11 protein-coding genes are annotated in these 15,371 nt (G+C 38.7%); all 11 read right to left on the bottom strand.

Annotation, left to right across the window (positions count from 1 at the left end; genetic code table 11):
* Positions 1 to 366 precede the first annotated feature (366 nt).
* The 11 genes from ACMZ42_RS15470 to rpoC all read right to left on the bottom strand — a co-directional run bounded on the left by ACMZ42_RS15470 (position 367) and on the right by rpoC (position 15,308).
* On the bottom strand, positions 367 to 1,683 hold the full coding sequence (locus ACMZ42_RS15470) for a Na+/H+ antiporter family protein (protein ID WP_415731964.1): 1,317 nt from the start codon (positions 1,681 to 1,683) through the stop codon (positions 367 to 369).
* A 165-nt stretch (positions 1,684 to 1,848) separates the two neighbouring features.
* On the bottom strand, positions 1,849 to 3,807 hold the full coding sequence (locus tag ACMZ42_RS15465) for an FtsX-like permease family protein (RefSeq protein ID WP_370077726.1): 1,959 nt from the start codon (positions 3,805 to 3,807) through the stop codon (positions 1,849 to 1,851).
* Positions 3,797 to 4,558, bottom strand: coding sequence for an ABC transporter ATP-binding protein (locus ACMZ42_RS15460; protein ID WP_415731963.1), 762 nt, complete (start codon positions 4,556 to 4,558; stop codon positions 3,797 to 3,799). The genes ACMZ42_RS15465 and ACMZ42_RS15460 overlap by 11 nt, the downstream gene beginning before the upstream one ends.
* Before the next feature lie 96 nt (positions 4,559 to 4,654).
* Positions 4,655 to 5,671, bottom strand: a complete 1,017-nt coding sequence (locus ACMZ42_RS15455; protein ID WP_415731962.1) for a sensor histidine kinase — start codon at positions 5,669 to 5,671, stop codon at positions 4,655 to 4,657.
* A 6-nt stretch (positions 5,672 to 5,677) separates the two neighbouring features.
* Entirely contained in the window at positions 5,678 to 6,361 is a 684-nt protein-coding gene (locus tag ACMZ42_RS15450) for a response regulator transcription factor (protein ID WP_370077965.1), read from the bottom strand.
* Between the two features lie 290 nt (positions 6,362 to 6,651).
* Positions 6,652 to 7,839, bottom strand: a complete 1,188-nt coding sequence (tuf, locus tag ACMZ42_RS15445) for an elongation factor Tu (RefSeq protein WP_370077732.1) — start codon at positions 7,837 to 7,839, stop codon at positions 6,652 to 6,654.
* A gap of 136 nt (positions 7,840 to 7,975) precedes the next feature.
* A complete protein-coding gene (fusA, locus tag ACMZ42_RS15440; RefSeq protein WP_370077734.1) occupies positions 7,976 to 10,054 on the bottom strand; it encodes an elongation factor G in 2,079 nt (692 codons plus the stop codon).
* A 42-nt stretch (positions 10,055 to 10,096) separates the two neighbouring features.
* A complete protein-coding gene (gene rpsG / locus ACMZ42_RS15435; protein WP_100542814.1) occupies positions 10,097 to 10,567 on the bottom strand; it encodes a 30S ribosomal protein S7 in 471 nt (156 codons plus the stop codon).
* A gap of 149 nt (positions 10,568 to 10,716) precedes the next feature.
* Positions 10,717 to 11,136, bottom strand: a complete 420-nt coding sequence (rpsL, locus tag ACMZ42_RS15430) for a 30S ribosomal protein S12 (RefSeq protein ID WP_010860613.1) — start codon at positions 11,134 to 11,136, stop codon at positions 10,717 to 10,719.
* A gap of 98 nt (positions 11,137 to 11,234) precedes the next feature.
* Complete coding sequence (locus ACMZ42_RS15425) at positions 11,235 to 11,483, bottom strand: ribosomal L7Ae/L30e/S12e/Gadd45 family protein (protein ID WP_142509905.1); 249 nt, start codon at positions 11,481 to 11,483, stop codon at positions 11,235 to 11,237.
* A gap of 138 nt (positions 11,484 to 11,621) precedes the next feature.
* Positions 11,622 to 15,308 (bottom strand): DNA-directed RNA polymerase subunit beta', encoded by a 3,687-nt coding sequence (gene rpoC / locus ACMZ42_RS15420; protein WP_415731961.1) that lies wholly within the window; start codon positions 15,306 to 15,308, stop codon positions 11,622 to 11,624.
* Between the last annotated feature and the right edge of the window lie 63 nt (positions 15,309 to 15,371).

The following is a 15,371-nucleotide window of genomic DNA, read 5'->3' as shown; positions in this document are numbered from 1 at the left end:
ACCAACATTCAACATTATACACAATAAAAAAAGAATAAGCAAGGCTTTTCGCTAAATTCTTTTAAATGTTGCAGATATTCTTACTACTAATATTTCTCGCTTATCTAAGCCGTTTACTAGTATATAAAATTCCCATGAACATTGCAACACATAAGGTTGTTATATCAACGTTTTCGAATATTTCTAACAATAATCAGCTGCAAGAACGTGTTCGCTAAAGCACTGGTGAAACTCAATTTGTAGATGATGCACTTTATCCTAGACGAAAACGATGCACTTAATTATGCCATCATTAAGAATCTATAATTTCATAATGACAATAAAAAAAGCAGCCTCTAATAGTTAGAAACTGCTCTTTCTATTACTTTATAAGAAAAACACACATGCAATCCAGCCAAATATAATAAGTGGGATGTTAATAAAAATAAATGTTGGCACACATGTATCCCAAATGTGATTATGCTGTCCATCTACATTTAAACCCGCAGTTGGTCCAAGAGTAGAATCTGAAGCAGGAGAGCCTGCATCACCTAAAGCACCTGCTGTACCTATTAGACAAATAATCGCCAAAGGACTCATTCCTAACCCTTGTGCAAGAGGAACAAATAAGGTCGCGATGATAGGTACCGTCGCAAAGGAAGATCCGATTCCCATCGTCACAATTAAACCAATGACCAACATAATTAATATAGCTAGACTCGTATTCCCTTGAAGAATGTTTATCGAACCACTAATTAAGCTATCTACATGACCGGTGGCGTTAATAACTGATGCAAAGCCATTTGCTGCGATCATGACAAAACCAATAAAGGCCATCATCTTCATTCCCTCGGAAAGAATCTCATCTGCTTCTTTCCATTTAAGTGCACCAGTGAAATACATAATCATAATGCCAGCAAAAGCACCTACAATCATCGAATCAGTATAAATTTGTGCACATAGAGAGATAATTAAAGCCACAGTCGTAGAAACAATTACAAACTTACTAACATTTACATTTAAAGACTCTGTCTCCACATCGTTATTTTGATATTGTCGAGGCTTTCGGTAAACGAAAAAGGCTACACATAACCCAATTAGCATCCCTAGAACGGGTATAGCCATTGCTACTGGTACATCACGTGAAGATGCCTCCATACCAGCCTTGGATACTTGCGTCGAAACGATGTCTTGGAATATAGCCCCGAAGCCAGCGGGAACGAAACTATATGTTCCTATTAAACCAACAGCAATTAGTGTTGCGATAATTCGTCGATCAACCTCTAGCATATTTAAAACTTTTAAAAGTGGAGGTACCAATAATGGGATAAAGGCTATATGAATTGGAATTAAATTTTGTGAGAAAATAGACATCATAAAGATCAGTAAGAAGATTAAAACCTTTACTAAACCTTTTCGATTACTTGTACCGTTTTTATTTAATATCTTTAAAATCCCTGCAATCATTAATTCAGGAATTCCTGTTTTTGAAATGGCGATAGCAAAACCACCAAGCAACCCATAGCTTAAAGCAATAGTTGCCCCTGCTCCTAATCCTTCTGTAAATGATTTTACAGTTGCTTCAATGCCCATGCCACTTGTTAGACCTCCCGCAAAGGCCCCCAACACAAGAGAAAGAACAACATTGATACGGAGCAAGCTTAATATTAACATGACAGCTACTGCCACAATTACTGCGTTCATTTCAACACTTCACTTTCGTACACTAGATTACTAATACGTTAAACTTTAACCGTCTAATAATTGAAAGTCAAGATATTTTTATGCCCCTATAATAATCTTCCTAATTTAAACGACAAAAAAACAGTATGATCTTAAATAATCATACTGCTTTTAGGTTTCTTCCTATTATAATGATTCACGAATGACTTTTTTATAATAGCCAACGGAAAGTATAGCGAAGATAGCGTATAACGCTATATAGCAGCTCATAGCTATCCACAATGGCGCAGTTAACTCTGAGCCGAATAAAAACCAGCCCGACTTTACAGCAAAGTAACTATGGAGCAGCCCTATTATTAATGGAACACCAAAATTAAAAGCTTGTTTCATATATATGCCTTTCATAATATCTTTTTCAGCGAAGCCAATCTTTCTTAATATCGTATAAGAACCTCGCTCCTCTTCAGCCTCAGACATTTGTTTAAAGTATAAAATACTACCTGTTGTCATTAAAAACGCTAAGCCTAAAAATGCTACTGTAAATATCGTTATTCCTAACGTTTCGATATTCACCTTCCGCTCTTCTTCATAGGATTGTATAAAGTTTTCGCCATTTGATTGCATATATAATTTCTCTGCTAGAGCTAAATCACTTTTATTCTTTAGATTTATAGTAGTTTGATTTTGCCACATATCAGGTACATCATGAGCAGCTAACTTTTCAAACAGTGCATCTGGAACTACAAAAATTGGCCCCCCCGGCCCAGAAGTCACAGTACCACTTATAATACTTTCATCTCGAACCTCTTTAACATGAAGCGTTTCTTCCTTAGTCCCCTCTGGACCTCTTGGTGTGACAACTACATCACGATCCTTTTCAAGCGGAAACATCTCTGCCATATAACCACCATAGTTTGTTAATATAACATCATTATCCGAAACGGAAGCTTCAGGAACTAATTGTTGATAATCAGAAAGTGGAATTGTATAAATGATTCCATCTAAACCAAAAAGGGGATTATCCTCATTTTGCTGACTATCAGATAATAATTGTGTAAACGAAGCTGAAACACTCTGTAATCGGTAATCTCTTTTATCAAAAGCAATATTATTTTCTTCTAGCTTCTTTAAAAATTCCTGGCCCTTATCTTCAAGTAATACATAATCACCAGGCACTTGGCTATATGCCGACGATTCTGATGAATAATACGAAATATATGCTAAAGTTGTAAGCCCAAGTGAAAAACCCGTTAAAACTGTAATAAGCGTTAAGGATTTCGCATTGCCTTTCATACGATGCATAATCGGTGTTAATGCTAATACATCACGGACAGTTAAATGTCCATTTTTCTTAAGACGAATTGAATTTATAATAAATGCTACAGAGAAACGGAAAACAAGGAATGTTCCACCAATGGTAGTTGTTAAAATAATAATCATATTAAGCGTTAAATTACCCTGAGAGTTAATATCGAAAAGCTTCGTTGATGCATAGTAGCCATATGCAATAAATACAAGTCCTAAAAAACCAATAACCATTTGTAATGGGTTGAAACGCTTTACGCGCTCATCGGCTTGCTTGGAAGCACTGAATAATGATAGTAATGATACGCGATAAATCATCCAAGCCATTTGCACAAGTACAATTACTAGTAGAATGGCAAATACTACGATAGACTGCTGTAATGCCTCTGTACTAAATGTCATCGTCACAAGCGCCTCTTTTTCGAGTACCCGCAGTAATATCATTGCAAATAAGCGCGAACTAAAGAACCCTGCAAGCATCCCTAAAACGATTGCTCCTACAAATAAGAGGATACTTTCTACCGCTAATAAGCGTACGATGAGCCCCTTTGTCATCCCTATTAGCTGATACAAGCCTATTTCCTTACTGCGACGCTTCATAAATAGATGGTTGGCATATAGGACGAAAAACAAGACAATAAAGTACAGCATATAGGTTGCCGCAGCAAATCCCGCTTTGGCGGTACCGCTCTTGTCTACTGTAGCCAACACTTCAGCATTATTTTGCAATGTCACAAAAGAAAAATATAAAGTAACACTAAAAATAAGTGCGAAAAAATATAAATAATAATGCTTCATATTTTTCTTCATACTGCGTAGTACGAGTTTACTAAGACTCATAGCCGTCACCGCCTAGCACACTTTGCGTATGCATGATCTCTTGAAAAAATGCTTGTCTCGTTTTATCTCCTTTATATAGCTCACTATAAATAAGCCCGTCCTTCAAAAATAAAACACGTGTACAAAAACTCGCTGCTACTGCATCATGCGTAACCATCATAATCGTTGCTTTTTTTGACTCATTAATACTTTGTAGATTTTTTAAAAGTGCAGTAGCTGATTTTGAATCAAGTGCGCCTGTAGGTTCATCAGCAAATACAAGCGAAGGATTTGTAATTAGTGCCCGAGCCGCTGATGTACGTTGCTTTTGACCACCTGATATTTCGTTTGGATATTTATTTAAAATCTCAGCAATACCTAATAAATGTGTAAGCTCCTTTATACGGCTCTCTGCAACAGCCTTTGGTAGCCTCCCAATAGCTAATGGTAGTAAAATATTTTCTTTCACCGTTAGTGTATCTAATAAATTATAATCTTGGAAAATGAATCCCAATTGTTCACGACGGAAATTAGCTAACGCCTTCTCCTTCATACCACGTAAGTTTTGACCATTTATTTCAATAACACCTTCAGTTGCAAAGTCAATTGAACACAGAACATTTAAGAGTGTTGTCTTCCCAGAGCCTGAAGGTCCCATAATGCCAACAAATTCACCTTGATTCACTTCTACATCAATACCCTTTAACACCTCTTGGGCTGTTGATTTTTTACCATATACTTTTTTTACTTTACGACCAATTAAAACCGCCACTTGTAAACGCCCCTTTCTATAGTTCAAGTGTACCCTGTCTATGTCGTTAATTCGTGCGTTTTACATGACAATATAAAAAGGTAGGTGACAATTTCGTCATCTACCTGTTAGTTTGACATATTCATTTTGCAATGGAAAACGCAATGTAAATATCGAGCCTTCACCAACACTGGATTGAACAGTAATACGAACACCGATTTTCTGCGCCACATTATAGGCTAAATATAAGCCCATACCTGTCGATTGTGCTGATTCTCTTCCGGCTGTCCCAGTATACGATTTATAAAAAATTCGAGGTAGATCCTCCTTACGAATGCCAACACCTGCATCTTTTATATGTAGTAGTGTTGCTCCAGTTACATCTACTTCCGTAAAAATCGATACCTCTGAGTTTGTAGGACTATATTTAATGGCATTAGACAGAATTTGTCGGATTATAAAGGCTAACCATTTACCATCCGTCATCACTGCCTCTGTTAACTCTGCAACATCGAAACCAATACCTTTTTCAATACACCATGCCTGCATAGCTCTTATTTCCTTATAGACCACAGTTCTTAACTCGACCTCTGACATATAATTATCTTTTTCAATAGAAGCTAAACGTGTTTGGTGCAGCTGCTGATCAACTAATAAATGTAGTCTTAACCACTCAGTCTCCAATTTACGACGTAGTGTCAAATCTTCTACGTGATCCAGCATTAAATTAATTGAAGTCAAAGGTGCCTTTACTTCATGAACCCACGCTAGGAGTTCATCCGAATATTCCTGCAGCTGTACCTTCGCTTGATTTAACTCTGTGTTCTTGTCGTAAAAAACATCTTCAATTTTCGTCAGGTATGCTGTTTGAAAAGGTGATAACGACATACTATTGCTATGCACATCATCGAGTTGACTTTCCACATTTCCCAGGAAATCCTTTAGCTGCCTTACTTCTAGTATATATCGCCAAATAAGAAAGACCATAAAACTAATAAGCACACTAATATTCATATACCAAATTGATATTCCCACAAATCCAGCGTCTAAAGAAAATAAAACATTGATCATAACGATGATAAAAGCGAAAAAGCCTATCCAAGCGAGCCGTTCTCTTAAAAATAGAATTAGCATTGTCACTCACGTCCCTTGTGTTACAGCCATATAACCAAGTCCCTTTTTAGTTAAAATCGCTTCTTGTAAACCTATATCCTCTAGCTTAGTGCGTAATCGATTAACATTTACCGACAATGTATTATCATTGACAAAGCGCTCATCATCCCATAACTTTCTCATTAAATCATCTCTAGAAACTATTTGATCGGCCTTCTCCACTAAAATGCGTAAAATAAAGAGTTCATTTTTTGTTAGCGAAGCAAGGTTACCTCCATACATAATTTCACTGCGTGCATAGTCAATAACTGCACCATTAAACCGTGTGACATCCATGGATTCTTCTATATAATCATATGTACGGCGTAAAATAGCTTGTACCTTTGCTAGTAATACTTCCATATGGAAAGGCTTTTGTACAAAGTCATCCGCACCCATTTGCATTGCCATTACCATATCCATTGGGTGGTCTCGTGAAGATAGAAAGAGAATTGGCACCTTTGAGATATGACGTATTTCACGACACCAATGAAAGCCATCATAGGCTGGAAGCTGAATGTCAATCAATACAAGCTGTGGCTTTTGTTCAATAAAATCATCCATCACCTTTTGAAAATCTTTAGGACCTACAACCTGAAGCGACCATTGTGCAAAACGTGTCTGAATCATTTCGAAAATTGATGGATCGTCTTCAATCAGCAATATTTTCATCTCCATTTGCAACTTCTCCTTTCATGAAATGTTTATATGTATTAAATAAGCTCATCGTCATAACCTGAGGCTGATTTCCGTTCCGACTGGGGCGTCCGATGGTATTAGCTTTCATCTCTAGCGGTGTAAAAAAACGCTATTTGTATTTTTTCGGTATTTCACCCATTATGTATACATAAAATAATCTAATTCAACTAAGATTACCAAATATTCTTTACATATTTTAACACAAAAAAACCAATCTGTAAGCGTCCCTACAGATTGGTTTCGTAAATTAGCTTGCGCTAAAATTATTTTTGGATAGAAGCAACTACGCCAGCGCCTACAGTACGGCCACCCTCACGGATAGAGAATTTAGTACCTTCTTCAAGAGCGATTGGAGCGATAAGTTCTACTGTCATTTCGATGTTATCGCCAGGCATTACCATTTCAACGCCTTCTGGTAAGTTACAGATACCTGTTACGTCAGTTGTACGGAAGTAGAACTGAGGACGGTAGTTAGAGAAGAATGGAGTATGACGGCCACCCTCTTCTTTTGATAAAACATAAACTTCAGCTTTGAAGTTAGTGTGTGGAGTGATTGAGCCTGGTTTAGCTAATACTTGACCACGTTGGATTTCTTCACGAGCTACACCACGAAGTAAAGCACCGATGTTGTCACCAGCTTCAGCGTAGTCTAATAATTTACGGAACATTTCTACACCAGTTACAGTAGTAGATTTAGCTTCTTCAGTGATACCGATGATTTCAATTACGTCACCAACTTTAACTTGACCACGTTCAACACGGCCAGTTGCAACTGTACCACGACCAGTGATAGAGAATACGTCCTCTACTGGCATCATGAATGGTTTGTCAGTTTGACGTTCTGGAGTTGGGATGTAAGAATCTACAGCGTCCATTAATTCAACGATTTTTTCTTCCCATTCTGCTTCGCCTTCAAGAGCTTTAAGAGCAGAACCTTTGATTACAGGAAGATCGTCACCTGGGAAGTCATATTCAGAAAGTAGGTCACGGATTTCCATTTCTACTAATTCTAATAATTCTTCGTCGTCTACCATATCACATTTGTTCATGAATACTACTAAGTAAGGAACACCTACTTGACGAGATAAAAGGATGTGTTCACGAGTTTGTGGCATTGGGCCATCAGCAGCAGATACTACTAAGATACCGCCGTCCATTTGTGCAGCACCAGTGATCATGTTTTTAACATAGTCAGCGTGTCCTGGGCAGTCAACGTGTGCATAGTGACGAGTATCAGTTTCATATTCTACGTGAGAAGTATTGATTGTAATACCACGTTCTTTTTCTTCTGGAGCGTTATCGATATCAGCGTATGATTTAGCTTCCCCACCCATTTTTTTAGAAAGAACTGTTGCGATAGCAGCAGTTAAAGTAGTTTTACCATGGTCAACGTGTCCGATTGTACCAATGTTAGCATGCGTTTTTGAACGGTCGAATTTTTCTTTAGCCATTAGAGATTGCCTCCTCAAAATTATATGTTTTAATTTTAAAATTTATAGAATGAATGCTGATAGAGAACGGGCCCATCCTCTATCCCACAATCATAGCTTACAAATTAGTTATACTTTATGCAAGATGAAAATTCAATTATTCACCTTTATTTTTTTTGATGATTTCAGCAGCGATTGATTTTGGTACTTCTTCATAATGATCGAATGTCATTGAGAATACACCACGACCTTGCGTTGCTGAACGAAGAGTTGTTGCATAACCAAACATTTCCGCTAAAGGAACCATTGCACGAACAACTTGAGAGTTACCGCGAGCTTCCATACCCTCTACGCGTCCGCGACGAGAAGTAATGTTACCCATGATATCACCAAGGTATTCTTCTGGAATTACAACTTCTACTTTCATCATTGGTTCTAAAATAACTGCATCACATTGCTTCGAAGCTTCTTTAAGAGCCATAGATGCAGCGATTTTGAACGCCATCTCATTCGAGTCAACGTCATGGTAAGAACCGAATACTAATTTCGCTTTAATGTCGATAAGTGGGTAACCAGCTACTACACCGCGGTCAAGAGAGTCACGAAGACCAGCTTCTACTGCAGGAATGTATTCACGAGGTACTACACCACCAACGATAGCGTTTTCGAATTCAAAGCCTTTACCTTCTTCATTTGGAGAGAACTCAATCGTTACGTCTCCGTATTGTCCACGACCACCAGATTGGCGAGTGAATTTACCTTGAACTTTTGCAGAGCTACGGAATGTTTCACGGTAAGATACCATTGGAGCACCTACGTTAGCTTCTACTTTAAATTCACGGCGCATACGGTCAACTAAGATATCAAGGTGAAGCTCACCCATACCTGAGATGATTGTTTGACCAGTTTCTGTGTCAGTATGAGCACGGAAAGTTGGATCCTCTTCTTGAAGTTTTTGTAAAGCTTGACCCATTTTATCTTGGTCAGCTTTTGATTTTGGTTCTACAGAAAGAGAAATTACTGGCTCAGGGAATTCCATTGATTCAAGAATAACTAGGTTTTTCTCGTCACATAGAGTATCACCAGTAGTAGTATCTTTAAGACCTACTGCTGCTGCGATGTCCCCAGCGAATACTTTAGAAATCTCTTCACGAGAGTTTGCGTGCATTTGTAGGATACGGCCTACGCGTTCACGTTTACCTTTAGAAGAGTTTTGTACGTATGAACCTGATTCTAAAGTTCCAGAATACACACGGAAGAAAGTTAATTTACCTACGAATGGGTCAGTCATAACTTTAAATGCAAGAGCTGAGAATGGCTCCTCATCTGAAGAATGACGTTCTAATTCCTCGTCACCATCAACATCAGTACCTTTGATTGCTGGTACATCTAATGGAGATGGTAAGTAATCGATAACTGCATCTAACATTGGGCGTACGCCTTTGTGTTTGAATGCTGTACCACAGATTACTGGGTAAAATTCTACTGCGATCGTAGCACGACGGATAGCCGCTTTAAGTTCAGCAACAGAAATTTCTTCACCTTCTAAATATTTTTCCATGATTTCTTCATCAACACTTGCAACAGCATCGATTAATTTTTCACGGTATTCTTCAGCTTGTGCGCGGTGTTCTTCAGGAATTTCACCTTCAGTTACTGCTGTACCTTTTTCGTCGCCGTAGAAAGTAGCTTTCATTTCAACTAAGTCAATGATTGCTGAGAACTGATCTTCAGCTCCGATAGGTAATTGGATAGGATGAGCGTTTGCTTGTAAACGTTCGTGTAGAGTTCCTACAGAATATAGGAAATCTGCTCCTGTTTTATCCATTTTGTTAATGAACACGATACGTGGAACGCCGTAAGTTGTAGCTTGACGCCATACTGTTTCAGTTTGAGGTTCAACACCAGATTGAGCATCAAGAACTGTTACAGCACCATCAAGTACGCGTAATGAACGTTCAACTTCTACAGTGAAGTCTACGTGTCCAGGAGTATCGATGATGTTTACACGGTGGCCGTCCCATTGAGCTGTTGTTGCAGCAGAAGTGATTGTGATACCACGTTCTTGCTCTTGCTCCATCCAGTCCATTTGAGAAGCGCCTTCGTGAGTTTCACCGATTTTGTGAATCTTACCTGTGTAATAAAGGATACGCTCAGTAGTTGTTGTTTTACCAGCATCAATGTGAGCCATGATCCCAATATTACGAGTATTCTCAAGAGAGAATTCGCGTTTCATAAGGTATTTCTCCTTCCATATTGGGCTTATGCGATGTTTAGATTACCAACGGTAGTGAGCGAATGCTTTGTTCGCTTCTGCCATTTTGTGCATATCTTCACGCTTTTTAACTGATGCACCAGTGTTGTTAGAAGCATCAAGGATTTCGTTAGCTAAACGCTCTTCCATTGTTTTTTCACCACGAAGACGAGCGTAGTTAACTAGGTAACGAAGACCTAAAGTTGTACGACGTTCTGGACGTACTTCTACTGGCACTTGGTAGTTAGAACCACCAACACGGCGAGCACGAACTTCAAGAACTGGCATTACGTTGTTTAGAGCAGCTTCGAATACTTCAATTGGATTTTCACCAGAACGTTCTTTAACTAGATCGAACGCACCGTATAAAATCTTTTGAGAAGTACCTCTTTTACCATCAACCATCATTTTATTAATTAAACGAGTTACTAGTTTTGAACTATAAATTGGATCTGGTAACACGTCACGTTTGGAAACAGGACCTTTACGAGGCATGTGTTTTCCTCCTTTCGAATAATTATCGATTTATTTTATAAGAATTACCTTGTCATAGTTGCCAGGCAAATTTCCAATCTGCTAGCAAGGTTGGAAATTTGCGACTACTACTTCAAGTCCATTATTAAGCAACGCTCAATAATGTTAAATTATTTTTTTTCTTTAGGGCGTTTTGTTCCGTATTTAGAACGTGATTGTAAACGACCGTTTACACCAGCTGTATCAAGAGCACCACGTACGATATGGTAACGAACACCCGCTAAGTCTTTTACGCGTCCGCCACGGATAAGAACAACACTGTGCTCTTGTAAGTTGTGGCCTTCACCTGGGATATAAGCTGTAACCTCAATTTGGTTAGTTAAACGTACACGAGCGTATTTACGTAACGCTGAGTTTGGTTTACGAGGTGTCATTGTACCTACACGAGTACAAACACCGCGTTTTTGTGGAGATTTAACATCAGTTAAAGATTTTTTAAATGAGTTATATCCTTTGTTTAACGCTGGTGATTTTGATTTCGTGATTTTAGATTGACGAGGCTTACGTACTAATTGGTTAATTGTAGGCATCGGTATTTCCTCCCTTCATTTATTCCTTGTTAATACCACACATCCAGGTGGTTCATTTTTTGGGTAAAAACAAAGTCTTTGTGTTCAATACACAAAAACTACTCTACAGTGATCGCAACTACCGCAGCTCCAACGTGGATTCCACAGGCCTTGCCCAGTTCCTTTTTGGACTCAACAAGAATAACTGGTATACCGATTTCTCTCGCGAAAGATATGGCCGAATCGGTTACCCAATTGTCTGCATCAAGTGCCACAAAAAGTTCTTTCACTGAACCAGCTTGCATTGCTTTTACTGCTTGCTTTGTACCTATGATTGTTTGACTATCCCTTACTCTATCATAAGACATTTTCATATCCTCCGAAGTACAGACAGTTAACTATCAACCTTCAATATATTATCATTACCAATTTCGACTGTCAACTAATATCTTTAAAAAGCCCGAAGAGATGATTAAAATACATCTCTTCGGCACTTATTTTAATGATTATTCAGCAGAAATTAGGTCTTCTGTGTCAAGCTCATCTTTTTCAATACGGATTTGACGGTAACGTTGCATACCAGTACCTGCAGGAACAAGTTTACCGATAATTACGTTTTCCTTCAGACCAAGAAGTTCATCACGTTTTCCTTTAATAGCAGCATCCGTTAACACACGAGTTGTTTCTTGGAATGATGCAGCGGATAAGAATGATTCTGTTTCAAGAGACGCTTTTGTAATACCTAGGATAACAGGACGACAAGTTGCAGGGTTTTTGCCCTTTAGCACAGCATCTGCATTTGCTTCTGAGAATTGGTGAATATCTAGTAATGAGCCTGGTAATAATTCTGTATCACCAGCTTCGATTACACGAACTTTACGAAGCATTTGGCGAACCATTACCTCGATATGTTTGTCTCCAATTTCTACCCCTTGCATACGGTATACTTTTTGTACTTCTTTTAACAGGTATTCTTGAACTGTTGAAACGTCTTTAACTTTTAATAATTGTTTTGGATCAATAGAACCTTCTGTTAATACTTGACCACGTTCTACAAAGTCGCCTTCTTGTACTTTTAGACGAGCATTGTAAGGTGCTGCGTATTTACGTGTTTCTACTTCACCTTCAATTGTAATCTCTTTTAGACCTTCGCGGATTTCAGTGATGTCTGAAACAGTACCCGCGATATCAGAAATAACTGATTGACCTTTAGGATTACGTGCTTCAAAAATCTCTTGGATACGTGGAAGACCTTGTGTAATATCATCCCCGGCAACCCCACCTGTATGGAATGTACGCATTGTTAATTGTGTACCTGGTTCACCGATTGATTGAGCCGCAATAATACCAACTGCTTCTCCAACTTCAACCTCTTCACCTGTTGCTAAGTTCATGCCGTAACATTTTTTACATACACCATGTTTTGTATTACATGTGAATGCTGAACGGATTGTTACTTCCTCGATACCAATCTCGATAACCGCACGCGCGATATCTTGATCGATTAAGCCATCTTTTTCTAAGATAACTTCACCTGTTTCTGGATGCATGATTGTTTTCTTCGTATGACGACCGATAATACGTTCATCTAACGCTTCAATTAACTCTGTGCCTTCCATTAACGCACCGATTGTTAAACCACGGTCAGTTCCACAGTCATCCTCACGAACGATAACATCTTGTGCTACGTCAACAAGACGACGTGTTAAGTAACCTGAATCGGCAGTTTTTAGGGCTGTATCGGCAAGACCTTTACGAGCACCGTGAGTTGAGATGAAGTACTCTAATACCGTTAAACCTTCACGGAATGAAGATTTAATTGGAAGTTCGATGATACGACCAGCCGGGTTGGCCATCAGACCACGCATACCAGCTAACTGTGTAAAGTTAGATGCGTTACCACGGGCACCTGAGTCAGACATCATAAAGATTGGGTTTGTTTTCTCAAGCGACTTCATTAGCTTTGATTGAATTTCATCTTTCGCAGCACTCCAGCTTGAGATAACGCGATCATAACGCTCCTCTTCCGTGATGAAACCACGACGGAATTGCGCTTGAACTTTATCTACTTTTTCTTGAGCTACCGCTAAAATTTCGCCTTTGTCTGGTAATACGACGATGTCAGATACACCTACAGTGATACCAGCACGTGTTGAATATTTGAATCCTAAGTTCTTCATGCGGTCAAGCATTTTAGATGTTTCAGTGATGTGGAAACGTTTAAATACTTCAGCAATGATATTACCTAAGAATTTTTTGCGGAATGGGTTTACAACTGGTACTGATGCAAAGTGTTTACGCAGTACAGCTGTGCGTTGTGCATCAACTTTACCTTTTTCATCAAGCCCATTATAAGTAGCATCTGCTTCAAGTTCTTTTAACGTTTCTTCATCAATTGTTAAATTAACAAAGTATTTGTCTGGTGTTTCTTGTTCTAAGTTGAATGCAGTTGGCTCATTAATGTATGGGAATGATTTAGGCAAGATTTCGTTAAAGATTACTTTACCAACAGTCGTTAATAGGAACATATTATTTTGTTCCTCAGTAAATGTTGGGTTATTTAACGAGCTTGCTTTAATCGCAATACGAGTATGCAAATGAACATGACCTGTATCATATGCAATTAATACTTCGTTTGGTCCATAGAAAGTTGTTCCTTCGCCGCGAGCTGTTTCACGCTCAAGTGTTAAGTAGTAGTTACCTAATACCATATCTTGAGATGGTGTTACAACCGGTTTCCCGTCTTTCGGGTTCAGGATGTTTTGTGCAGCAAGCATTAGAAGACGAGCTTCTGCTTGTGCTTCTGCTGATAATGGTACGTGAACCGCCATTTGGTCACCATCGAAGTCAGCGTTATAAGCTGTACATACTAATGGGTGAAGACGAATAGCACGACCCTCAACTAGTGTTGGTTCAAACGCTTGAATACCAAGACGGTGAAGAGTAGGTGCACGGTTTAGTAATACTGGATGCTCACGAATTACATCTTCTAAAACGTCCCATACATCGTTGTTTAAACGCTCGATTTTACGTTTAGCAGATTTAATATTATGAGCAAGACCACGTTCTACTAACTCTTTCATTACGAAAGGCTTAAATAGCTCAATTGCCATTTCTTTCGGTAGACCGCATTGATACATTTTTAAGTTTGGACCTACTACGATAACCGAACGACCAGAGTAGTCAACACGTTTACCAAGTAAGTTTTGACGGAAACGACCTTGTTTACCTTTCAGCATATGTGAAAGTGATTTTAATGGACGGTTACCAGGACCTGTTACAGGACGACCACGACGACCATTATCGATTAATGCATCAACAGCTTCTTGTAACATACGTTTTTCGTTTTGTACGATGATGCTTGGAGCACCAAGGTCAAGTAAACGTTTTAAACGGTTATTACGGTTGATTACACGACGATATAAATCATTTAAGTCAGAAGTTGCAAAACGACCACCATCTAATTGCACCATCGGACGAAGCTCTGGCGGAATAACCGGTAATACATCTAAAATCATCCATTCAGGAGAGTTACCTGAGTTACGGAATGATTCAACAACTTCAAGACGTTTAATTGCACGTGTACGGCGTTGACCTTGTGCTGATTTTAACTCTTCTTTTAAAGAATAAGTTTCATCTTCAAGATCAATTTTGCCTAATAATTTTTTAATTGCTTCCGCACCCATAGATGCTTCGAATGTGTTGCCGAATTTTTCGCGATATGCACGGTACTCTTTTTCAGAAAGTAGTTGCTTACTTTCTAAGTTTGTAGCACCTGGTTCGATAACAACGTAAGAAGCAAAGTAAATTACTTCTTCTAGTGCACGTGGGGACATATCTAAAATAAGACCCATACGGCTAGGAATACCTTTGAAGTACCAGATATGAGATACTGGTGCTGCTAATTCGATGTGGCCCATACGTTCACGACGAACTTTGGCGCGTGTTACTTCTACTCCACAACGATCACAAACTACGCCTTTATAGCGTACACGTTTGTATTTACCACAATGACACTCCCAGTCCTTAGTTGGACCGAAAATACGCTCACAGAATAAACCATCTTTTTCTGGTTTTAAAGTACGATAGTTGATTGTTTCAGGTTTTTTGACTTCACCGTATGACCAAGAACGGATCTTGTCAGGAGAAGCTAAACCGATTTTCATATATTCAAATTCATTAACGTCTATCAAGGAGCCTACCTCCCTCTAGTATAGGTCTTTATAAAGACTCTTTTACGCAGCTCGATAATCGTT

This window comes from Lysinibacillus sp. NPDC056185 (assembly GCF_047737915.1).
Lineage (GTDB): Bacteria > Bacillota > Bacilli > Bacillales_A > Planococcaceae > Lysinibacillus.
This window is presented reverse-complemented; position numbering and strand designations above follow the sequence as displayed.

What these genes read in the sequence shown, in the direction of transcription:
- ACMZ42_RS15470 (WP_415731964.1), bottom strand. Translation starts at nt 1,683, where the DNA reads ATGAACGCAGTAATTGTGGCAGTAGCTGTCATGTTAATATTAAGCTTG.
- ACMZ42_RS15465 (WP_370077726.1), bottom strand. Translation starts at nt 3,807, where the DNA reads ATGAGTCTTAGTAAACTCGTACTACGCAGTATGAAGAAAAATATGAAG.
- ACMZ42_RS15455 (WP_415731962.1), bottom strand. Translation starts at nt 5,671, where the DNA reads ATGCTAATTCTATTTTTAAGAGAACGGCTCGCTTGGATAGGCTTTTTC.
- ACMZ42_RS15450 (WP_370077965.1), bottom strand. Translation starts at nt 6,361, where the DNA reads ATGAAAATATTGCTGATTGAAGACGATCCATCAATTTTCGAAATGATT.
- tuf (WP_370077732.1), bottom strand. Translation starts at nt 7,839, where the DNA reads ATGGCTAAAGAAAAATTCGACCGTTCAAAAACGCATGCTAACATTGGT.
- fusA (WP_370077734.1), bottom strand. Translation starts at nt 10,054, where the DNA reads ATGAAACGCGAATTCTCTCTTGAGAATACTCGTAATATTGGGATCATG.
- rpsG (WP_100542814.1), bottom strand. Translation starts at nt 10,567, where the DNA reads ATGCCTCGTAAAGGTCCTGTTTCCAAACGTGACGTGTTACCAGATCCA.
- rpsL (WP_010860613.1), bottom strand. Translation starts at nt 11,136, where the DNA reads ATGCCTACAATTAACCAATTAGTACGTAAGCCTCGTCAATCTAAAATC.
- ACMZ42_RS15425 (WP_142509905.1), bottom strand. Translation starts at nt 11,483, where the DNA reads ATGTCTTATGATAGAGTAAGGGATAGTCAAACAATCATAGGTACAAAG.